Raw genomic sequence first — 22,033 nt, 5'->3', positions numbered from 1 at the left:
TGAGTCAGTAGCTATTTATTTTAAAATAACTCATAAGCCTTAGTTTACCTTGACTAATGTTTGGTTGAATCAAATAGACTCAGACCACTTATGGTTGTGCGATGTTGTCGAGTCTCAATCACAATGCCGTACTCTGAATTGTATAATGCTCGAATTGGGTGACGTGTAATGACCTCTCCCGACTGGTCACCAGATGGTGTAAACCACTTGAAACACTTACTATCCAGAAGGCCGAAGCCTGTAGTTGTCACAAGCAATCTTCCCTTGCGGAACACATCTACGAAAGCTATGAGATTATTTTTTTGTTCTAAGACATATAAACGAGTTGAAGTGAGTATGTAGATATAGTTACCTACCTCTACAATTTCGTCTGGAACTACACCAATATCGTAGACCCGTAAAGGTAGACCTTTACTATCCACCTCAACCACTTTACCCGAGTATGTTAGGAGAAATGCTCCAGTGCTGTGTGCTAAAAATGAAGCACAGTAAATCCAGTCTTGCGCTGGTCCGCTTAGACCCCAAAATTCCAGTCGAATTGATCCAGATTCAATCACGTGGTCCGGCGTCTCACGGCGAAAATATGTTGTTTCTGAATCTTCAACCACGATATCGATTTTAGCCGGGTCTATGCCGGTAAGTATTTGGAAAGCTTCATTTATTTCTTGCATGCGTTTGTCTGCTTCAGTGTCTCCAGGGTTTCGATCAGGGTGATGTCTTAGTGCCAACTTCTTATATTTTTGTTTGATTTCCTGTGGAGTTATCGGAAGAGTCAGTCCAAGTGTTTTTAGCGCTTCCTCGACTTCAATTCCTAGATCAGGTTGCGCACTCTGACCAACTGCACGCACCCACCCTTCATTTAGTGGCATCCGAACACCCCAGACCGTCTCACCATCCAATGAACAACACCAAGCCTCGTCGGCAAGCGTAAACAAGTAATATCTCCCGTCAGTGCTCGCGTCAACGGCTCGGACCTGACTTCGAAACTCGCCCCAATAGTTCGTATCTGTGGTTCTAAAATGTTCTTTAACTCGTCTATCTTCTTGTAAGTCGCTTTTAGCTATCAATTTAAGAAAGTTATCATATATATAAATGCACCCATTACTATCCATGATAATGCAGTACTTACTTGTTGCTTTGAAACCAACTCTATATATGTCATGATTTATAGCACGCTCAGCAACAACTTTCCCTGATCGATCAAGTTTCCGCAGTGCAGAAGGACCGCCAGAAGCCAACTCGCTCTTTCCATTTCGGTCAGCATATAAAACCCCATCAAAAGTGACACCCAAGATCTGAAATGTTTTATCCGGTCTTTCATCCTTCGGGAGCGTTTTGACTTCAAGAATATTCCATTTATCCCCCTTGGATAATGTGAATAGTGGTTCACTACTTGGCGGAGGAACATCTACTGGTAGAAATTTATGTTTAATCTTTGCCTTGTCTAATTTAAGGATGATTTTGTTCAAACGTCTTTTGTCGGTATCAGTACAATGTGTGGGGACAGTATCGAGCATTTCCTTTGCCCATCGTGCAGCAGACTTAATTTGATTGGCCCTGAGACGCTTCAGGACAGTATTACGATAAGCTTTGGCAACTATCTGACCTAGTTGGCCAGAGAGACGATCTATACTTAACTTCTTGGATAGATTTATTACCTTTGTATATTTTCCTTGCCACCCATATTGAAATATTTCCTTTAATAGAGGATCTTCATATTCCCGTTGAAAACCGTCACGCCCATCAAGTTCCCATGTACAAGGTGACTGAGGTAAAGGAATATATTCGATAGAATCTAAATTAATGTTGTTAGGCACCTCCCCTTGACCATGGTGCTTTCCTCTTTCACTACCACGAGCTACTGTGTTTTCTCCTGTATGTTTGCCTAGTTTTCCAATTAGTCGTGATAAGAATCCCACTTGCTGAACTTCCCACACAATTATCTGTTATGTTATTTAATTATTACCAATAGTCCGGTAAAACATAAAATTACTTTCTATATCCATTCACAAAGCAGCAATATTTTATTGTCAAGTCTCCGGAAACCGGTCTACCTTTAGAGTTAGATATTTTTATATAATTCTCTCGTTAGTTGAAAGAAATTTGCTTTCAAGATCCGTCTTTTATTCCATGATAAGGTAACCTGTGGAGCAGGTGGTCTATATCCAAGTGTATGATATCATAATAGTTGAATCTTAGAAATCACATACATTGGATTATTATTTGTAAGAAGTCTAATAATACAGTTAGGAAGCTTAAGCGTTCAAGCGACTACAAGAAGTGAGATAATGGCTTGTGGAAAATGTAAAAATACAGCTCCAGAATTGATTGTCCAAAGTTTACTATTTTAACTTGGGTTTTAGATATCAATTACACGATAATAGGCTATATAGTAAAACGGATATTGTTCTTCAATGGCACAAAAAAATCACTTTAGTGGATGGATTTTTTGGCATGCTCACGATGCTTTTAAGAGAGCAAAACTCCCAAAAACAAATTTAAATTTTCGGGAAAATATAACTCAAAGAAATAAGCCTAGGGATGAAAAACATAAACCTGTTACAGAGAAAAGGCTTGTCAATCATTGAAATATTGGAATGCGAAATCAACGATGAACCAAATCTTAAAATTACGTTGATAAAATTTATAAGTTAATAAGTTCTAGTTTCAAATCACATTATAATCATTTTCTATAGAAAGACTCAAATATATTAAGATTAATTAAGGAGAATGCTTAATTGTGGTTAGTATACTTATGCCTAATCTAAATTTAGTTTTTATTTTCACATCACTAGATTTTTATCACCCAGTTTTATTGGTAATCCATAGTAAAATTACATCTGCTTTACACCAAACGTCTATGGAACTCGTAACCTATAAAAATAAAGAGTAACAGAGTTCCAAATAACCAATGCGGAGGTTTCAGGCATGATACGAATTTCACTATTATTAAGGATTTTTGATTCTGCGTACATGCAAAGATGGAATGATAAACCACGACCTATAGAATTCATAGAACTAGATAAACAAGCTCATAAGATGGTGATTGCCTATGTTCTAGGCAAATTAGAGGAGGAGAATGGAGGTATTAGTTGGATCGAGATAATTGAGGGGGGAATTTTTGAACTTCTTCAACGGATTGTTGTAACTGACTTAAAACCACCAATTTTCTATAAGATAAAAAGTGATCCAGAAAAGTATGAAACTTTAAGAAAAAATGTAGTTAAAGAATGGGAGCAATTAATATCAAACATGGATGATGAGTTTTTTCAAAGATTTAATGATTATTTTTCAAATTATGAGGAAACAAAAAATAAAAAAATTCTGGAGTATGCTCATCTTAAAGCCTCATATTGGGAATTCAAGTTTATTAAGAATATCAATCCTGGTGGATTCGAAATTGAGGATGTTGAAAAAAACTTGATAGATCAAATAGAGCGTTATTCAGAATTAGAATGTGTGAAATCATTGAGCGCCAAACCTAGTATTCTAAAATTCATAGATCTTTGTGCGCAACTCAGGTTTCAGGCTAGATGGTCTAATCTTCATAGGATACCTAAAACTTCTGTTCTTGGACATTCACTGTTTGTTGCTATAATGTCCTATCTTTTTTCTCTGACGAACGGTGCTTCTCACGAAAGGACTTTCAATAATTATTTCACTGGTCTTTTTCACGATTTACCTGAAGTTCTCACTCGAGATATCATATCGCCTGTAAAGAGATCTATTCCGGGTCTTGATGAATTGATCAAAAAATACGAAAAAGAAGAGATGGATATTATATACAAACTAGTACCAGAAGAATGGCATAAAGAGTTAGGACTTTTCTGTGAAAATGAATTTGAGGATATTACTGATCCATCTAACGGAGAACTTATAAGAGATGGTGATATTATTAAAGCATGCGATCATCTCGCTGCATTTATAGAAGCCCGTGAAGCAATAAAAAATGGATGTTCTAGCATAAATTTTCAAGAGACTTTAATAACATTAAGGAACGAATATGACAGAAGAAATATTAAAGATATTAATTTTGGAGAATTATATGCAGATTTGATGTTATGATTAGTGTTACCTCTTTAAGGACTGATCCCCTTTTGTGAGTTTCGGTTTAAGCTTAAATTTAAGTTAAGATGAATTTACGCTACCAAAGCATTCCAATGAACAATATATAGAGTTATTTGTCATAAATCTAACTTAACTTATTCGCCTACTATAGGGAGCAGTTCAGCAGATTGTCGAAATCAATGTATGACGTTATCATTCTTCGAGAACTCAGCAATGTGAAGGATAATATAAGGATTATTACGATACTAATGACATTAATCTGCTTACTCAAGACTGACATTGATCATGTCGGCAATTAATCAAAAAAATGATTATTCTTTACAACATCATTCGTGGGATGTACCATAGCGAAAATATAGGGACTTCAAGGAACAAAGAAAAATGAAATACTGTGGAGGTGATATCATTTCATAGCCACTTTATCCGACTTGAAAAATTGCATCAATTTGATGTTTAATTAATGTTACTGCTTATATTTCATTCTAAAAAAATGAAATATTGATTCGGAGTCTGAGAATCATAAAAATGCTTATAACCTTGAATCCATGAAGCTCATAAAATTTGAAATCAAAAACTTCAAGAACTTAAGTTCAATCAGTCTCGAATGGGATGAAATTCTTTTTCTTATTGGAGAAAATAATGCTGGTAAATCTACAGTGTTACAAGCACTGGAGCTTTTCTTGAGCGGTAAGCAGATCAAAGACAGGGGACTTTATCGAAATGAAATCTGCGATGAGGTGTCTGCAATTGAATTTATTGGCCATTTCACGGAATTGACTGAGGAAGAAAGGCTTAAGCCCGCAGTTCAGGGCCGCATGAATGGTGATAAGTGGATACTACGGAAGAAATTCTGGCTTGAAGTCGATGGTGATAAGGAGGTATGGGAAGAACAATACTTTTCATATCAACGTATTGAATTAATAACTGGGTGGCCGGAGCAAGGAACGACCTGGACAAATGGCTGGCCCGATGAATTTAATGAATTGATAGCAGAAGTTAGAACAGAAGCCGGACATAATCGATGTAACGAAGCAACCAAAGAGTTGCTTAGACAAAAAATAAGAGAAACACGCCCGGAATTAATAACATATACTAACGACTGGGCCAACAATCCTGGGGGCGGGGGAAGTTGGAAATCAAATGCAAACAGCATTTTGCCTCAATTCGTTTATGTTCCAGCCGTTCAAGATGTAAGTGAAGAAACGAAGGCAAAAGACATAACTACTTACGGGAAAATTATTAACCTAATTCTTGAAAGAAAGCTAGCTGTGAAGCCCGAAGTAATTGCTCTAAATGAACAATTGAAGCGTGTTCAGGCTCTGTTCAAACCAGACGCTGCACATCCGGAGTGGACTCAGGCTGGAGAGATTTCGCAACTTGAAACCGATATCACTGACAAACTTTCGTCAGTGATACAAGCGCAAGCCTTCATCGAACCTAAAGACATTGATCTAAATGCTCATATTTTACCAGGCACGGTTTTGAAAATAGACGATGGATTCAAAACAGATGTGCCACTACAAGGACATGGTTTACAACGTTGTCTTGTCATTACATTGTTGCAAATCCTTAATGATTATTCACGAGCGGTTGATGGCGTGAATACGGAAGGCTGGGACAAACGATCGGTAATTTTTGGAATTGAAGAGCCTGAGATCTATATGCACCCGCATATGTTACGGCGTATGAAAGATGTACTTATGTCACTCACGGCTCAAGATAAATATCAGGTCATTTGTACCACGCACTCTCCTACGCTTATAGATATTTCCGATAGTCATAAGAATATTGTCCGCTTTCAGAAGGATGCGAATCGTAATGTGAGTACATTGCAAGTTATGACTGATATATTTTCAGGTACGAGTGCACGAGAGGAGAGAGATCGTTTTCGTATGATTCTGGAGTTTGATCCGGCGGTGAACGAACTGTTTTTTGCAAAAAGAGTCGTACTTGTAGAGGGTGATACAGAAATGGCAGTTTTCCAAAAGGCACCCGATCTGCTTAGTTTCTTTTCAGCCGATCCAGGCCAGAAGCGCGATACGACGTTTATCAATTGTCATTCAAAGGACCTTATCCCTTTGTTTTGTAGGGTCCTAAATCATTTTCAAATTGATTATCTTGTTGTTCATGATATTGACAATTCCACCGATCCAGACAATGCTCTTATAGCAAGCACTGTTCGTGCTGGAACGCCAGTAATAACCTACAACCCTACTATAGAGGATGAACTTGGTTTTTCTTATCAAGGCCGTAATAAGCCACTAGCGGTTTTGAATCATTTTGTTTCATTGGTAGATAGTGGCAGTCTGCCGACTCCATTCACAGCAAAACTTCGCCAGATTTACGGGATTCCATGATGATTAGGCTGACAAGCTTAATATCTCAAAGGACACTAACTGTAAAATCTAATAGTCGGTAATTTCCTGTTTTTTGAAAGACAGCTGTTCCTGCGGTGAGAGTTGTCTTAATGGGCAAATTCCCCGCACTTCTTATTCAACCTGAAAACAATATAATGGAATTATAATTCAATTTGAGTTAGCACCGGAACTTGAAACCACCCTTGGTTTTCATGAATCCATGTTCTAACGTCCCCCAAGGTCCCCAGCAAAAGTTGCCTGGAAAGGCGAATTTACCCTCCTTTGACTTGGCGAGTATAAATAATCTATTATAGACATATATGAACGAAAATGATTCCAAAGAATTAATTGAATATTTGGATGGGAAGTTTGAGAAGATAGGGATGACGTTAGAGAATAAAGCGGATAAGGCTGATGTAAATAACTTAACTAATGCGGTAGACGCGTACATAAAGAAAGCAGATACCTATTTTCAAGAAATGGCAGCGATGAAAAATAGAATGGACCGTCATGACCGATGGTTTCAGGAAATTGCCCAAAAAATCGGCATCAAACTTGAGCATTAATTTTTTGTATATTATTAATGTTTGTCTCAATAATCTACAGCGCTTTTTTTAGGGGCCATTACTGGAAGTTTCTGGGGAGTCGTTTTTGGCGCAAAAATAATAACCGGCCTAAAAATAGGAGCACTTATTGGTGTTTTAGTCGGCTTTTTGGTTACTCTATTTGGGAAAGCCGCGATGACTGGAGAAAATATAAAACGAGGCGAGTCATCGTTCGTCAGCAATTCAATGATAACCATGATTGGAGTCCTCGGAATTGTTAGCGGTGTCTTGGTGTGGTTAATTAGGATAATTTTCTAAGTATTTTTACTAATACCGGAACATCAAACCATCCTTGGTTTTCATAAATCCAGGTTCTAACGTCCTCCAAGGTCCCCAGCCAGATTGGAATGGAAGCAGCAAAAGCTGCTTCTTTTCTTTTATTGAAGCCATTATTGTTAGGTTCGAACCTGCTAATTTCATCGTGTATAGTTGAAAGCGCATTCTCAATCAGAATATACGGTTCAAGGGCTTCAATTCTAAGTTTTCCGTCCTTTAGCGTCAGGTTCGAACCTATGGCAGAGAATATCTCCTTTTTGGTTTGAAAATCCCCATTCGTGAAATGGTAAGAGGCGTAAACGCAGAAATTAAATGTGCGTTCAGAAAGCTCATATGTTCTATCAAGATTATGTTTTATATTCTTCAGCTCTTGTTCAATCCCATTTCTTTCCTTCAAAAGCTCGCCTTTCAATGATTTAAATTCATCAGGAGAGTAAAGAGCGTAATTCTCATTCTGGGGCGAGGTATATTCCTTATTAAGATTGTTGATACGGATTTGACAGTTATCGTATGCTTTCTGCAATGACTGGCGAATGGCTTTCTCTTCTTCTGCCGTCGTCATTTGAGTCTCTCGAAGGTAATCAAGAGCGAGCTTAAAATAATCCTTGTCAATCTTGAGACGTAGGAGCTGCTCATTGTACTGCCTCTCAAGCTCTTTCACCCGTATCGATTTTTGTGTGCATGCAGTATTTTTCTTTTTTGTGCAGTGATAATAGACGTAATGCAAAAATTTAGGTCCTCTCATCTCGGATATTTGGATGTCACACTTAGGGCAAGAAGTTTTATTTTCATACGAAAACTTATGTTTGCATCCATCACAAATAAGTTGATTCTTTTCTTCAGCAGTAATACTAGAAGTGCACTCACCACACCTCATTAGCCCACTATATGGAAATGTGCGTTTCTTGGGCCGGGGGTTAGTATTTTTACCGAGCAGTATTTGTATCCTTGCGAATTCTTGCTCTGTGATCATTGGTTGATGCATTCCTTGATACAATCTCTGCTCTCCAGTATCCGGGTCTTTCCATAAATACCATCCGTAATAGAATGTATCGCTGAAAATCTTGTAGATATGACTCATACTCAGCGGCTTGCCTCCCATTTTTCTTGTGGCTCTTGTTCTTAATCCCCACTCATGGGTTGCGATATCTCTAATGCGCAAAACCGAATAGTTTCCCGTAAGCATCAGGTCCCACATTTTACGTATAAGCTCAAAACGCTCGGGGTCGGGGACTATTATTTTAGCGCCGGTCTCACCCATGTTCATATACCCGACAGGGGCGGGCCCAGGTCGCCATCCCTCATTGAGTTTTCTTCCGAAGGCACGCTTTACGTTTTTTGAAAGCCTAATTACATAATCTGTTGCTCGGCCACCTTCAACTCCCATTAAAAGTCCGGCATCGTCAGGATAAAACATCCGATATGGTGTACGGATTTCTTTTATAATCCCATTTTGGAGCATCCATCGTAGCCTCCCCTCATCTATAGGGTTTCTATAGAGCCTGTCAATATCCCAACACAGAATCCCATTTGCCTCCTCTTTTTCTATCCTGTCGAGCATTTCATTAAACACTTGTCTCCCCGGTTTCTTCGCGCTTTTTTCTTCAGTAAAAGGGTCTCCTATAAGATTGAGGTTTTCACGCTCAACGAGTGTTAAAATAACGCTTTTTTGGTCGTTGATAGAGGCTACCTGCCGCTTGGAATCTTCCGTAGATTTTCTGCAGTAAGCGAAATATTTAATTTTTACTTGTGACGAGTACACGAATCAAAGGATGGCATTGCTTCTAATAATGGAGCACAATCTGCATTGTATCTCCCGGCCGATAAATATACAAGGTTACGGTATCCACCTACCGTGAATGACTGTTTCTCTGCTTCTCATCGTTGTCAGAAATTGGAATTGGTTTATAGACTGCTTTTGCGAGCATAAGAAGCTTCTCAAAGTGTCTCAATGCTTCTTGATCACTGATTTCTTGTCCAGTTTTGTCTTTATACATTTCTTTATATCTTTCTACGTACCCTTGTTTAATGCCTTGTTTCGATTCATTGCGGTTCATAATGTATCAAGCTTGAAATACAAACGGAAGAAGCAAAAGGGAGGGAAACTTGCCCAATAAACCAAACTAGAATGTGGTAACATACTATTACTATTGACAAATCTGTCAATATGTGCTACTATGTTCCCAATTCTTTAGCCATAAAATAGACCAAAACCCCTATTTAACAAACCCAAAGTAAACATATAATCGTCTAAAAGAGGAAGAAATTCCTCTTTATTTTTAACTTCATCTCAAATGTAGACTGCGTTTAAGCAGTTTTTTTATATCCCTCAGAGTTGCCTGTTTAGGCAAATTTACCAGACTCCCTGAATCTAGTGAGGCTGATATTCTGCACCCATATGTTTCTTTGGAGAGTATTTACGTCATGGAGATTAGTTCAATCAACCACATCTGGAAATATAGAAAAAGAAAAAGGCTAGGCCAGAAACGGATAGCCTATCTTCTGGGACACACGTGCCCTACGCAATTCTCGAAGTGGGAAAGTGGAAAGATACTCCCAAATCTCGAGAACGCGCTCAAGCTTGCATACATACTCGATGCCCCAGTTGAGTCACTTTTTGGAGATTTATTCAGCGATCTCAGAAAGGACGTAGATAAAAAAGAATTAGCACTCTTCGGAGATACAAAAAGGTCGAAGGAAAGCAATAAGCAGTTTTAAGAATGTCTTCCATCCACAGACCAACTCGCATACTCGCGCTCGATCCCGGCACAAGGGAGATAGGATTTGCTTTGTTTGATGGCGCTACACTGATTCGGTATGGAGTAAGGAATCTTAAGAAGAGATTGGAGAAACAAAGCAAGGGAAAAATTCCGGGAACAGAACTCATCGAAAGTTTCAAGCCCAATGTTTTGATCATAGGAAAACTTACTCACCCGCAAAGAAAGAAAAATCCGATTCTTAAAAATTACACAAGTCAGGTAAAACTGCTCGCTTCCCACAATGGAATTTACGTTCATGAAATTGAACCCTCGGCAGCTAGAAAATTTCTCAACAAAGATAGACAGCCCACAAAAATGAACGTTGCGGCGCTCATAGTATCTACATACCCAGAGCTTTCTCTTTACCTCCCTCGGAAAACAAGAATTCTGTGGACTCATAAGGATAAGTACTGGATGAATATGTTTGACGCCTTTACGCTTGGACTCTACTACATCCGAAAAAGCGGAAAAGATGTTGCTGAAGACAAGAATTCAAAACGCAAAAGTATATGAATAGATTTTCTAAAGAATACAAACCAAATAACCTGATGCCAGCACTCATAGCAATCATAAAATCGAATTTATCAATTGAAGAAGTAGTGAGAGAATATGCACTTCTCTTCGATTCAGGGAATGAACTCATAGGACAGTGCCCCTTCATTGGGTGTGGTGGCTCCATAGCTGTGGATAAAATCAATTCAACTTACCACTGCGATAACTGTGAAAGGAACGGAGATGTTCTGACATTCATTATGGAGATTGAAAACCTGACACTCAAAGAAACGATACAGGTTATTCTTAGCCGATATGCAGGGCTATGAACGATCTTTATCCGCAGGACCAACTCAGAAACATTACGGATAGATTTGAAAGACTTTTCTCAGGAAGAACCGATGCCTGGGGTGCGCTGCATGGGGAGTGCATAAAACAGCCTGTCAAGCAGAGGAATTATTTCCTTCACCTTATAGGCAAGGAGTCATTAGGAATTTATTCGCTTCTTGACGATGGATCATGCCGATTCGGAGCGATAGATATAGACAGAGACGATATGGAGCTCGTGCTACAGATACGTGATGAATTATGGAATCTGGGATTAAAGCCTACATTTATCGAACGCTCTAAATCGAAGGGGTATCATATCTGGGTTTTCTTCTCCGCACCCGTAAAGGCAAAGGAGATACGACACATTTTAAACACAGTCCTTTCAAAATTGAATCATAGCTTGGAGGTATTTCCAAAACAGGATTTTCTCAGAAAAGTGGAGATCGGGAATTACATCAACCTGCCTTATTACGGCGGTCTCAAGCACACCCCTGAGCGAAGGGTTATTCTTGGCAATAACAATCTTACACCACTGCCGCTTGTCGGGTTTCTGAACAATGCTGAGAGTTCTTTAATCACTCCTGACGTTATTGAAGCCATACTTGATGAGCTTCCCAAAATGCCAGTTGAGTTATCCGCTCCATATAAAGAAGAACAAAGGGAGATGCCAGATATCGATATTAACCGCCTTGAGATAAGCGATAAGGTGAAGAAGCTGATCACAGGAGATTTCTCTCAGGATCAGAATAACGTTGGGGACTCCAAAACAGGAGAGACAGCTACCTACCCTTCCCGCTCAGAGGCGGACGAAGCTATAATTGCTTCACTTCTAAGCAAAGGCTACGGTGAAGAGGTAATAATCAGAGTTTTTGAGAAGTATCCAACGACAGGAAAATACAAAGAAAAGGGGAACCGACAGAGACAGTACCTTATGAAATCCATGGAGAATGCAAAGAGATTTATAGGAGCAAGAAAAAAACAATCAGTACCATTAGTGACTCGTAAGTATACAAGAAAAGGAAAAGACAATGCAGTGTATGTTCCCTCAGCAAATCTCGCTGACGGGAGGATTGCTGAGATGGTTTACGATCCGCACAAGAAAGAAACTCAATTCGCAGTCTTTAATGGTGAGGAAATCAGCTATCAAAATAATGTGCAAATTGGAAGTAAAGTGCATCTCACCCCTTATTCTCCCAAAAATAATCTCATCAAAAACGAGGTGGTTCTTTTTCCTTCTCATGCTGAGGAGTACGTATCAGAAGAAAAGCTTATCCAGGAAATTAGTGAGTTCATTCACGACTATGTTGACCTTTCTCCTCTTTTTGAAAATATATCTTCATATTACGTTCTATTTAGCTGGATTTATGATGATTTCAAGGAGCTTCCATATTTAAGGGTCATAGGGGACGCGGGAAGCGGAAAAACGAGATTTCTTCTCACGCTCGGCTCCCTATGTTACAAACCTATATTTGCTAGCGGAGCCTCTACTGTTTCTCCAATCTTTAGGATACTTCACATATTCAAAGGGACACTAATTATAGATGAAGGTGATTTCAGGATGAGTGATGAGAAAGCAGAGGTAGTGAAGATACTCAATAACGGAAACGCTAAGGGCTTCCCGGTCTTGAGGAGTGAATCTAAAAACGGAAAGGAATTCAGTCCAAAGGCATACCAGGTGTTCGGTCCCAAGATAGTGGCAACAAGAGGTTTATTTCAAGATAGAGCTTTGGAGTCACGGTGCATTACAGAAGAGATGGGTCAAAGGAGATTGAGAGCGGATATTCCCATTAACCTCACAGATGAACACAAGGAAAGAGCAGAGCGTTTGAGAAACAAGCTTCTTATGTTCAGGCTCAGAAATCTTGGGAAAAGGAAGGTGAACCCCGATCTTGTGGATAGGTCAATCGAACCGAGACTTAATCAGGTCTTCGTTCCACTCCTTAGTGTAATCGAAGATGAGAAGACAAAACTCGATTTAAAGAATATTGCGAGAGACTATCACAAACAGATTATTACAGAGCGGGGTATGGAGATGGAGGCTCAGGTTCTTGAATGTATCCGTAGCTTAGGAGAATCAGAGGAGGAGCCTTCCATAAAAGACATAACGAATGAGTTTGTCTATAAGTACGCAGAAGATTACTCAAGGCAGATTACTCCCAAATGGATAGGCAGCATAATCAGAAAGAAGCTTCAGCTCAAGCCGGAGAAGAGAATGGGTGGTTTTGTCATACCGGAACGGGAAAATGCAAAAGTTGAGCGGTTATACGAGAAGTATGGAATCCTGGATAAAGGTAGCTCTGATGAATTGATCGTGTCTTAAAACTACCGGAACCTCCCTGTCTAACTCAATACAATGTTCATAACGTTCATATGTTCATATAGGGCTTCAAATAAGGCTTTTTAGAGGGTTATGGTTTTTTGACGAATCCTGAAATTACGGCCTCATATAAGGGTTTCTGAACGTATGAACATTATGAACTTATCTATAAGACTGACGGTGCTCTGGCAAGCTTCTGGAAACCTCCCTCCCCATAAACGCTGATAAAGCGTCAATCAGGAACGGCATAAATAATAAAAGGGATTGGGCCAATCTCTTATAAACCTGGGTAATTACTAATTTTGAATTTGCTCTTTGAGAACTAAAGCCGTTTCTTTTTGTGGGGAGGGAGGTTTTTGGAATTTCTTGTAAGTTCAGAGACTCTTCAAGAACTCAGTTAAGCGCTTAACAATTTCCTTCTTGTCTTTAAACTTTTCTATGAGGAGTACAACGAATGCATGTAACTCTTTTTTATTTCTAAGAGTTTTTAATATTTGAATCTCTTTATTGGTAAGATAGGTGGCCTCTTTTATATACTTTTCTCCTTTACCAGACTTGAGCCAATCTAAACTGACCCCGTATTTAAACGCTATAGCGAGTAAAATCGTTAAAGAAGGCGTCTTTTTCCCCGATTCAATCTCAGACACATAACTGTCAGCAATACCTATGCCTTCTCCAAATACTTTCTGGGATATTCCAAACTCTTGCCGAACGGCTTTAATTCTTTCTCCGATATGCAACAAGCTCACCTAGTGAAAATAATATCTTGACATATCTCGCTGAGTGAGATATAATAAACTCTAAATTCCAAATTAAATTTGGAAAGTAAAGGGATACTACTTTTGATTGATCGGGTAGTCAAGAGCAAGCTTGCGTTGCGTGGAATGACGATCAAAGACCTGGCTGAAGCTATAGATGAGCACTACAACTCGGTTTATGACGTAATGCATGGCAAGTGGGGGAATGAAAGGGGTATAGTAGCAACCCGGATTCTCAAAAAAATATCCCGCTTCCTCGATATCCCTGAGCTTACAAAGGAACAAAATCGTGAAAACATATAGAGCAGTTTTTGTACTGCTTTTTTTATGTGTAAGCTGCGGAGGGAGAGATACTCCATATCAGTTAGAAGGAGTATGGATGGGCTATACGGAATTTACCTATGGACGAGATATACTTGAATTTTTCGATGATCATAGCTGTTACCTCCAGGAGTACGACATACGAAGGGCGTGCAGATGGACTGTACTGAACGATGGCCGCATAAAAATTGAAATGAACAAATGTGGTACTGAACTCGTCATGATAGGATCCCAAAACAATGCGCTCTTACAGATAGACATGAACGGTGAGTATATGACATTTGTCTCTGCGTACTCAATGGAAGCGGGACGTATAGAGAAGGAAGTGAAGGCGGCGAATATGGTTCTTGAGGCCGAACGGTTGTTTTCACGCGAAGGGAAATACGACGAGGCTATTGTGCTTTTGAAAGAAGCATCTTCTATGGGGAATGCGAAAGCGCAAGACTTGTTAGGGAGATGGTACTTATATGGTTTTCACCTTCCACGAGATACACAAACCGCGATTACGTTGTTACAAAAAGCCGCAGATCAGGGTCTTGTGGGTGCGCAATATCAGCTGGCATGGATTTATGCTACTTCTCGAAATCCTAAGGACAGCAAAAAGGCGATCACATATGCATTGAATGCAGTATCCCAAAAAGAGGGTAATTGGCAATATGTAGGAGTACTTGCTGTCGCATATGCACGAGACGGCCAGTATACGAAAGCAGTAGTGACGCAAGAGAAAGCCCTTCACCTGTTGAGTAAAGACGAGACAATTCCCGAGGAGAGCAAATTGGAACTTTACGCGCGCGAGTATGAGGCGCTTAAATTATACAGAAACAAACAAGCGTATGATGTGTGGAGGTTGTTTACTATAAGTGGCGAAGGTGTAAAAGGTTCTGGGCTTGAATATATTCCATCATTAAATGCGGATATAACCCAGTTACGGTTTTTTGAGAGTAATTCTTCTACCCAAGAAAAGGTGTATACGAATCGCTTCCCTCAATCAAAAGCGAAATATCTCTCTTGGGAGCTTCTCCTAAAGCACCCAGCGCCGCCCCAGAAGATTGACTTCAAAATACATGCAATTTATTACAAACCTGACGGAAGTATTTTGACAGAACAAATTGTAGATGCTTTTCTTCCCCCACATCAGACATATTCTTCCTGGAATGAGGGCTTCGGAGAGAAGTACGGCGGGAAATGGCACGAGGGGGATTATACGGTAGAACTTTTTGTAGATGAAATAGAGATAACAAGCGGTGCGTTTAGCATTTACTCGGATGTGAGCGAAGTGAATGTTAAGAAAAAATAGTCTTTAAATCAAGTATGCCTATGGCTATTAGGATGTGAGATAAAAAAACTATTGACTTTTTATTCCAAGAATAGTAAAAACTTTAAATAAGAAATACATAAGGGGGAGTGGTTTAAGGGGTGTTTATGATAACTACATGGGCATGAGGACGCCGAACAGAATTTTCTACTAACGACAGAAAGTTAGCTTCATTACTTCTTTTCCAAAGACCTTTTCTTTCTCCAATTATTTCCTTATTTCACCATTCGCTATGGAAAAAACAAGTACCCTCCTAATCACCCCCCTAGGAGGTTGGGGTGCAAAAACCCGTACAGATAAAGAGTCCATTATTCGCTCTTTTTTTATCTGCATTACTTCCCGGTCTTGGACAACTCTATAACGGACATACAGGGGTTGGTATTCTCTATATAATAATTGCGCTGTTATCTATTCCTCTCGCTTTCATATTCATAGGATTTGTTACCTACGCTGCCGTCTGTTTTATAGCTGTTATTACCGCATACACCGGAGCTCAAAGGATAAACAGTCTCTTTATGGCTCAAATGCATAATCAGAAGCCAGAGAAGCTGGATTAGATGTAGAAAGGCTTTTTTGGAGGGAGAAAAGGGTGGGTATACGAGGCAAAAAAAGGCTTATTACCTGGGGATACGTTATTGGGTCAACTATAATTTTGGTAATCATTGCCCCTGCCTCTGGAAGCGGAGGTGCCTCGGCATTCTTTGGTTTTCTCATTATTATCAACCTCATAGCTTCCTACTGGATCACACGCGCCCTCCATAAATCCTTTATAGCTGTAGCCCAATGTTCTCACTGCGGGACCATGTTGGACCTCTACGGCAAATGGAAATGCGGTTGTGGGTATGTAGCCTCACGCCATGCATTCGATAAGTGCAACAACTGTAAAGGCTCTTTTGGATATATCCCATGTCCAAAGTGTGAGGTGGCAATTGACATCTGAGAAAGAGATAGACGTAGCGGGGAGAAAACTTGTAAAAACAGAACACCTCCCTCTTAGAAAAGTAGAGGAATCATATTCTCCGCAACAAAGATTTGAGATAAAAAAGGTATCACAGGCTAAGGAATTAAAGCTCGAAGCAGAGATGGCACGGGGAATGGGAGGACATATTGTCTTTAACGACTTCGTATCATTAGAGCCGCCATTCTCAAAATATAATTACGGAGAGCTTGCCCCCGCAGATCTCTATCTCATGGGTATAGAAAAACCCTTTGAGTCAAGTCCATTCCATAGATGGCTCAATCGAAATAGAGAATACATAAATCCGTTTACTCCTGACTATTACATCCCCGAGGGTGAGGAGAAATATATACGAATTCTTCGCTCAAAAGATGAAGAAGTAAACCCTGCTATATCTATTCAATTCCTTCTTTCCTTAAGAGAAGTATTTCATCCGGCAAGCTTTGAAATTGTAGGGTCCCACGAGAAAATCTCAACGCAATTCTGTTGCCGGTCTCCGCACTTCAAGCACCTAATGGGTCAGCTCCTCACACACTTCCCATATACCGAGTTCGTAGAATCAAGCGACCTTCTATCTGATATTATTCCTCAATCTAATAAGGATACGGAAGAGAATACAAACGGATACATCATACGGGAATACGTTCTTTCAAATACCCATTTCTGTGCTTTAAAGATCTTCTCAAATTTCAATACAGACCCTCTCGGTGTAGTTATGGGAGCTTTCGAAGACCTTGGGGAGGATGAATTCGGAGTTCTTCAGGTTACCTTGGTCCCTGTAAAGCACAACTGGGCGCTAAACATACTTACCGCTGCACGAGATGAATTTAACCCGTCACTCCCCTCTATAACCGAGCCGAATATACTTGAGATGGCAAAGCAGAAGACTAAATCTCCCCTCTTTGCTATCTGCTTAAACGTGATTGCCTCTCATGAACATATAGCCCAAAGACTCGAAGGATTTCTCAATCAGTTCTCTACCACGTTCCAGAGATTTACAATGTTTCCGGGGGATGGATTGTATGCACCAGGCGAACTCCTTAGTTGTGTTCTCAACCGTGCAAGCTTCAGATTCGGCATGCTCCTTAATGCAGAAGAGCTTGCCTCCATGGTGCATCTGCCGTCACCATCCATTCATTCCGAGAAACTCGAAGAGGTAACAACCCGAACAAAGGCATGTCCTGTTATTGCACTAGGCCATAAGCTCATTCTTGGGGAGAACATTCACCGGGGCGAGAAAAAGATAGTAACCTTAAACCCTGAATACAGAACTAAACACATGTATGTAATTGGCGCATCCGGGACAGGAAAAACCAACCTTATTCTCAATATGATTGTGCAAGACATTCACAACGGAGAGGGACTAGCTGTGCTCGACCCGCACGGAGATTTGATTGACCAGCAGATTCTTCCAAGAATACCGGAAGATAGATTTCAAGACGTGATACTCTTTGACCCCTCAGATGAGGAGTACCCCGTAGGCTTTAATATCCTGTATGCACATAGTGAGCATGAAAAGACCCTCCTGGCATCAGACCTCGCATCGATATTTCGGAGGTTTTCTACAAGCTGGGGAGATCAGATGAACTCTGTTCTTTCAAATGCAATTCTCGCATTCCTTGAGAGTCCAAAAGGTGGAACGTTACGAGACCTGAGAAGATTTCTAGTGGATGAGGATTATAGAGAAGAGTATCTTGATACCGTAACGGATGAAGAGATAGTGTTTTACTGGAGAAGAGAATTTCCTCTTCTTCCCGGAAGACCGGAGGGAGCTGTTCTTACACGGCTCGATACATTCCTGAGACCTAAGATCATACGAAACATAGTTTCTCAACGGGAAAACAGGCTTGATTTCAGAAAGATTATGGATGAGGGGAAAATTCTTTTCTGCAAGCTCTCTCACGGAGGGATAGGAGAAGAGAACGCATATACGCTTGGAGCTCTTATCGTCTCAAAGCTCCAGCAGACGGTAATGTCACGACAAGAGATAGAAGAAACCGAGAGGAAGAACTTCTATCTCTACATTGATGAGTTTCAAAACTTCATCACGAAGTCCATGGAGTCCATTCTTTCAGGAGCACGGAAATACAGGCTTGGACTCATATTAGCTCACCAAGACCTTATGCAAATCTGGGGGAAGGACAGAGAGGTAGCTTCATCTGTTATATCAAACCCTATCACACGTGTGTGCTTCAGGCTCGGGGATTTTGATGCAAGAAAACTGTATGAGGGGTTTTCCTCTTTTGACGCAAACGATCTTCAGAACTTAAGTATTGGGGAAGCTGTCGCAAGGATTGATAGGGCGGAGTTTGATTTTAACTTATCTACCTATCCTCCCCCAGAGATGCCTTCGGAAGACATAGCAAAGAAGAGAAAGGAAACAATCCGCAGTATGTCAAGGAATACATATGCAACAACGCGCGAGAGTATAGAAAGAGAGCTTAAAGCAGAGCGGCAAAAGGAAGAACCTATCCCAAAAGACATAGAAGATTTCTACGAAAAGGAATAGGGATATGCAGAAAAGAAGAAGGGCATGGACAGAGAGAATTCCTCACGAAAGGCTTGAGTTAAGCCTAAGGGATATAGAAATATTAAAATCGATCTATACATATCGCTTTTTAACTTCATCGCAGATGACCAAAATGTTTTTTAATTCAAAGAGCTTTGCGGACAGGCGTCTTAGGAAGCTCTACGATCACGGGTTTCTTGACCGGATTCAAAGACCAGTGACCGAGGGTAAAAGCGAGCTTCTCTATGCTCTCTGGACTGAAGGAGCGAGAGTGCTTTCAAGAAAGCTTAAAGTATCCAGAGAAGAGCTTGGATGGTCAAAGAGCAAAAACAGGGTAGGGGGAGAGTTCCTTGAACATGAGCTAGAGTTAATACGGTTCAGATTAGCGCTAGAAGAAGCGTGCAGGAATAATGACGGCTATTCACTTAAGGAGTGGAGTAATAGGGAGGAACTAAAGCTTAAGAAAGGCAACATCTCTTATGGAGAAAAGATACGAGAAAGAGGGAGGAGCATAATTCTAATTCCCGATGCCTATTTTGTTTTACATACGCCTAAGGGGACTGCGCACTTTTTCCTGGAGGTTGACAGGTATACAGAGACAGCTTCTAAAGTGTTTAAGAGGAAGATGAAAGGATATAAGATGTACTTTGAAAGAGGGCTGTTTCGAGACAGGTTTGGCGGAAAAAATTTCAGGGTTCTCACAGTAACTACTAATAATACGAGACTTCAATCTATCATGAAAGTCACAAGAAAGTTGGGGTTTGGGATCATGTATTGGTTTACTACCTCAGATGTGATTACTCCTGAGGAAATCCTGAGAGAAATATGGGTAAGGGCTGACTCTCGCGTTGAATTAATGGCAATTTAGGTGGCGATGCATTGAGAACAAGACAGAAGACAATGAACAAATTTAAATATACCTAAGACATTCGGATATTTGACATCGTTTCCAAATGGGATGTTTCTGAAGAGAGGCCCATATGGATCATGATTTTTATGTTGACGAACTAAATTATAAGAAATTATCAAGACAATAATTATTTAGTGGAGTAGTAAAAATGGTATTTCTGAACGCCATAATATTAATCAATAAAATAATTTGATCATAAGAATAAATGGAGGATCGATAGAAATGAAAATAGAAATTGAACTTGGAAAAATTAATTTTAAAGAATGGTTTTATTCGAAGTATAAAATGTTTTTACTGCTTTTATTTTTATTTTTGTTTTCTTTTGCTAGTTATTACTATGCAAAGTATTCATACGAAGGCGCTGAAGATTTGGCTGACAAAATAGTAAGTAATATTAATAATTCCCAGAATGATAAGGAAAAGAGAAAAATACTAATGAATGAAATTGGAAATGCACAAGCGAGAACTCATAAGCAAGAAATTGCACGTCATTTAGCATTAGCATTTATTATAGCTGCAATTGTAATAATATTTGTTGAACTGCCTTCTGAGTGGAGAAACTATAAAATAATAATTGAGTATGCAAACTTAATATCCAACTCGGTGTGGAAAGCAATCTCTAATAGGTCAATTACATCTCCTATTACAGAAGAACTAGATGCAATTATTAAAATGGACGTCATCAGACGAGAGTTTAAACATAAAATAACTTTTATAATAGAAGGCTATTCAGATCTGCCGGATAATCATATGATAGTAAGATCTGAAGTGGAATATCTCATATATAATTTAACTGGCAAAAAGGACCATCCATATGTAATAAGATCCGATGCGTCTAATCTTATGTATCCTCAATTAATTAAAGTACTTAAAGATGGAAAAACTTATTTTCTTCCGGGGCATATTGGATTAGCTATAGATAACATAGAAAAAAATCTGAACGAAATTTTTAAAAGTAAAGACCCGGATAGAAGGAATCTGGAACATGTTATGAAACTTCCGGAAGAAAAAGATAAGCCCCGTAAGATTCAAATAATTAAGGAAGATATATTAAAATATCCAAATGACTTTGACCTCTGGGTACTCTATGAATTAACGGAAGACCTGACAATAAATCTAGAAAATCAAGTATCTGGCTTAGTTTCATCAGATCATGTTACTATGAAATTGAACCACAGAAGGGGAAAGGAATTTACTAAAACATTGTTTAAAAACGAATGGACATTTAAAGGAGGTTTATTACCAGGACAAAGTTACTATGCTAGTTGGAATAAACCTAATCTTCCATAAGCGATTTCAATTTCACCGTATACCAACCCTGTGAAGGACGTGAAGCGTGAATAGTATTCCAAAGTAAAAAGGAGGACGCTAGTGTCCTCCATGGCCTCCTCTATTATACCCACGTAGAGTAATATTCAAGATTGTCATAGCTCTCAACAAGTAGAAACTAATATTAATTTGAGCGACTTCGACCCCTCATCGTTCAATTCCAATACTGTAAGGTGCTTATTTTAAAGTATATTGTAATAAATATTTTGTCAATATTACACTTGTGTGATCCTCTACAATATTTAAGGTATGATTAATAAATGCTATGAAACATAGGCATTATAGAACTAACTCAGATAATAAGACAATCTTATAAACAATCCGACTTATAGTCTAATTAATTTGAATTTTCGCATAGGTCACGTATATTAAAACAGTTCATTAAATCCATATATAGGAGGTGTTTTAAAAAAAACAGGAGTACGCAATAAGTTTGCGGGGAGGTGATATAGGACTTTATGCAAGAGCCGTTTATTGATATTGTTGACCTTGCAAAGTTTTTAAAATTGAAAAAGCAAACCGCATATCACATTGTAGCCACCCTGAACATCCCTCACTATAGGGTCGGCAGGTTAATTCGATTCAAGCTGAGTGAGGTTGAAGAATGGATGAAATCGAAGAAGTCGGAGCAAGTAAACGTGCCGTACGGTAAAATAGAATGCATGTAACCGCATTATTAAAAGATTTATTTGACGAACAAACACACAAGTAAAAAGCAATCAAAATAAC

At 39.3% G+C, this 22,033-nt stretch carries 17 protein-coding genes; 13 read left to right on the top strand and 4 right to left on the bottom strand.

Annotated elements, in window-relative coordinates; translation table 11 throughout:
* Positions 1–53: 53 nt before the first annotated feature.
* Complete coding sequence (locus tag RIG61_00975) at positions 54–1,919, bottom strand: J domain-containing protein (protein ID MEQ9617731.1); 1,866 nt, start codon at positions 1,917–1,919, stop codon at positions 54–56.
* A 1,009-nt stretch (positions 1,920–2,928) separates the two neighbouring features.
* Here RIG61_00975 and RIG61_00970 point away from each other — a divergent pair.
* The 3 genes from RIG61_00970 (at position 2,929) to RIG61_00960 (ending at position 6,991) form a co-directional block, all read left to right on the top strand.
* The gene (locus RIG61_00970) at positions 2,929–4,065 is read left to right on the top strand and encodes an HD domain-containing protein (protein ID MEQ9617730.1); all 1,137 of its coding nucleotides are present in this window, start codon (positions 2,929–2,931) and stop codon (positions 4,063–4,065) included.
* A 548-nt stretch (positions 4,066–4,613) separates the two neighbouring features.
* On the top strand, positions 4,614–6,425 hold the full coding sequence (locus RIG61_00965) for an AAA family ATPase (protein MEQ9617729.1): 1,812 nt from the start codon (positions 4,614–4,616) through the stop codon (positions 6,423–6,425).
* A 320-nt stretch (positions 6,426–6,745) separates the two neighbouring features.
* Positions 6,746–6,991, top strand: coding sequence for a hypothetical protein (locus RIG61_00960; protein ID MEQ9617728.1), 246 nt, complete (start codon positions 6,746–6,748; stop codon positions 6,989–6,991).
* A 280-nt stretch (positions 6,992–7,271) separates the two neighbouring features.
* Here RIG61_00960 and RIG61_00955 read toward each other — a convergent pair whose 3' ends face one another.
* On the bottom strand, positions 7,272–9,068 hold the full coding sequence (locus RIG61_00955; protein MEQ9617727.1) for a recombinase family protein: 1,797 nt from the start codon (positions 9,066–9,068) through the stop codon (positions 7,272–7,274).
* A 662-nt stretch (positions 9,069–9,730) separates the two neighbouring features.
* Here RIG61_00955 and RIG61_00950 point away from each other — a divergent pair.
* From RIG61_00950 to RIG61_00935, 4 genes are read left to right on the top strand one after another with little or no spacing between them, the layout of a single operon-like run.
* Entirely contained in the window at positions 9,731–10,024 is a 294-nt protein-coding gene (locus RIG61_00950; protein ID MEQ9617726.1) for a helix-turn-helix transcriptional regulator, read from the top strand.
* 2 nt (positions 10,025–10,026) lie between these two features.
* On the top strand, positions 10,027–10,578 hold the full coding sequence (locus tag RIG61_00945) for a hypothetical protein (GenBank protein MEQ9617725.1): 552 nt from the start codon (positions 10,027–10,029) through the stop codon (positions 10,576–10,578).
* Entirely contained in the window at positions 10,575–10,886 is a 312-nt protein-coding gene (locus tag RIG61_00940; protein ID MEQ9617724.1) for a CHC2 zinc finger domain-containing protein, read from the top strand. Before RIG61_00945 ends, RIG61_00940 begins: the two co-directional genes overlap by 4 nt.
* Positions 10,883–13,207, top strand: coding sequence for a hypothetical protein (locus RIG61_00935; GenBank protein ID MEQ9617723.1), 2,325 nt, complete (start codon positions 10,883–10,885; stop codon positions 13,205–13,207). Before RIG61_00940 ends, RIG61_00935 begins: the two co-directional genes overlap by 4 nt.
* 371 nt (positions 13,208–13,578) lie before the next feature.
* Here the strand turns inward: RIG61_00935 and RIG61_00930 are convergent, their stop codons facing one another.
* Entirely contained in the window at positions 13,579–13,944 is a 366-nt protein-coding gene (locus tag RIG61_00930) for a helix-turn-helix domain-containing protein (protein MEQ9617722.1), read from the bottom strand.
* 102 nt (positions 13,945–14,046) lie between these two features.
* On the opposite strand from RIG61_00930, the gene RIG61_00925 reads away from it, so the two are divergent.
* Together RIG61_00925 and RIG61_00920 are read left to right on the top strand one after the other, a co-directional pair.
* A complete protein-coding gene (locus RIG61_00925; GenBank protein ID MEQ9617721.1) occupies positions 14,047–14,265 on the top strand; it encodes a helix-turn-helix transcriptional regulator in 219 nt (72 codons plus the stop codon).
* Between the two features lie 76 nt (positions 14,266–14,341).
* Positions 14,342–15,580, top strand: coding sequence for a tetratricopeptide repeat protein (locus tag RIG61_00920; GenBank protein MEQ9617720.1), 1,239 nt, complete (start codon positions 14,342–14,344; stop codon positions 15,578–15,580).
* A gap of 531 nt (positions 15,581–16,111) precedes the next feature.
* On the opposite strand, the gene RIG61_00915 is transcribed toward RIG61_00920, so the two are convergent.
* Complete coding sequence (locus RIG61_00915; protein ID MEQ9617719.1) at positions 16,112–16,312, bottom strand: hypothetical protein; 201 nt, start codon at positions 16,310–16,312, stop codon at positions 16,112–16,114.
* Between the two features lie 215 nt (positions 16,313–16,527).
* On the opposite strand from RIG61_00915, the gene RIG61_00910 reads away from it, so the two are divergent.
* From RIG61_00910 to RIG61_00895, 4 genes are all read left to right on the top strand, one after another.
* The gene (locus tag RIG61_00910) at positions 16,528–19,065 is read left to right on the top strand and encodes a type IV secretion system DNA-binding domain-containing protein (protein ID MEQ9617718.1); all 2,538 of its coding nucleotides are present in this window, start codon (positions 16,528–16,530) and stop codon (positions 19,063–19,065) included.
* Between the two features lie 4 nt (positions 19,066–19,069).
* A complete protein-coding gene (locus RIG61_00905; protein MEQ9617717.1) occupies positions 19,070–19,933 on the top strand; it encodes a replication-relaxation family protein in 864 nt (287 codons plus the stop codon).
* Positions 19,934–20,197: 264 nt separating this feature from the next.
* On the top strand, positions 20,198–21,265 hold the full coding sequence (locus RIG61_00900) for a hypothetical protein (protein ID MEQ9617716.1): 1,068 nt from the start codon (positions 20,198–20,200) through the stop codon (positions 21,263–21,265).
* Between the two features lie 497 nt (positions 21,266–21,762).
* Positions 21,763–21,972: a helix-turn-helix domain-containing protein gene (locus RIG61_00895; protein ID MEQ9617715.1), complete on the top strand. Its 210-nt coding sequence runs from the start codon at positions 21,763–21,765 to the stop codon at positions 21,970–21,972.
* Positions 21,973–22,033: the final 61 nt, after the last annotated feature.

This window comes from Deltaproteobacteria bacterium, assembly GCA_040223695.1.
Taxonomy (GTDB): domain Bacteria; phylum Desulfobacterota_D; class UBA1144; order Nemesobacterales; family UBA2774; genus JAVKFU01.
The sequence above is the reverse complement of the archived record's forward strand: the minus strand, read 5'-3'. Positions and strand labels throughout refer to the sequence as shown.

Excerpts from the sequence above, each read along its gene's own strand:
- RIG61_00970 (MEQ9617730.1), top strand. The coding sequence starts at position 2,929 with ATGATACGAATTTCACTATTATTAAGGATTTTTGATTCTGCGTACATG.
- RIG61_00965 (MEQ9617729.1), top strand. The coding sequence starts at position 4,614 with ATGAAGCTCATAAAATTTGAAATCAAAAACTTCAAGAACTTAAGTTCA.
- RIG61_00960 (MEQ9617728.1), top strand. The coding sequence starts at position 6,746 with ATGAACGAAAATGATTCCAAAGAATTAATTGAATATTTGGATGGGAAG.
- RIG61_00950 (MEQ9617726.1), top strand. The coding sequence starts at position 9,731 with ATGGAGATTAGTTCAATCAACCACATCTGGAAATATAGAAAAAGAAAA.
- RIG61_00945 (MEQ9617725.1), top strand. The coding sequence starts at position 10,027 with ATGTCTTCCATCCACAGACCAACTCGCATACTCGCGCTCGATCCCGGC.
- RIG61_00940 (MEQ9617724.1), top strand. The coding sequence starts at position 10,575 with ATGAATAGATTTTCTAAAGAATACAAACCAAATAACCTGATGCCAGCA.
- RIG61_00935 (MEQ9617723.1), top strand. The coding sequence starts at position 10,883 with ATGAACGATCTTTATCCGCAGGACCAACTCAGAAACATTACGGATAGA.
- RIG61_00920 (MEQ9617720.1), top strand. The coding sequence starts at position 14,342 with ATGGGCTATACGGAATTTACCTATGGACGAGATATACTTGAATTTTTC.
- RIG61_00915 (MEQ9617719.1), bottom strand. The coding sequence starts at position 16,312 with ATGAGAAAACCAAAGAATGCCGAGGCACCTCCGCTTCCAGAGGCAGGG.
- RIG61_00905 (MEQ9617717.1), top strand. The coding sequence starts at position 19,070 with ATGCAGAAAAGAAGAAGGGCATGGACAGAGAGAATTCCTCACGAAAGG.
- RIG61_00900 (MEQ9617716.1), top strand. The coding sequence starts at position 20,198 with ATGAAAATAGAAATTGAACTTGGAAAAATTAATTTTAAAGAATGGTTT.
- RIG61_00895 (MEQ9617715.1), top strand. The coding sequence starts at position 21,763 with ATGCAAGAGCCGTTTATTGATATTGTTGACCTTGCAAAGTTTTTAAAA.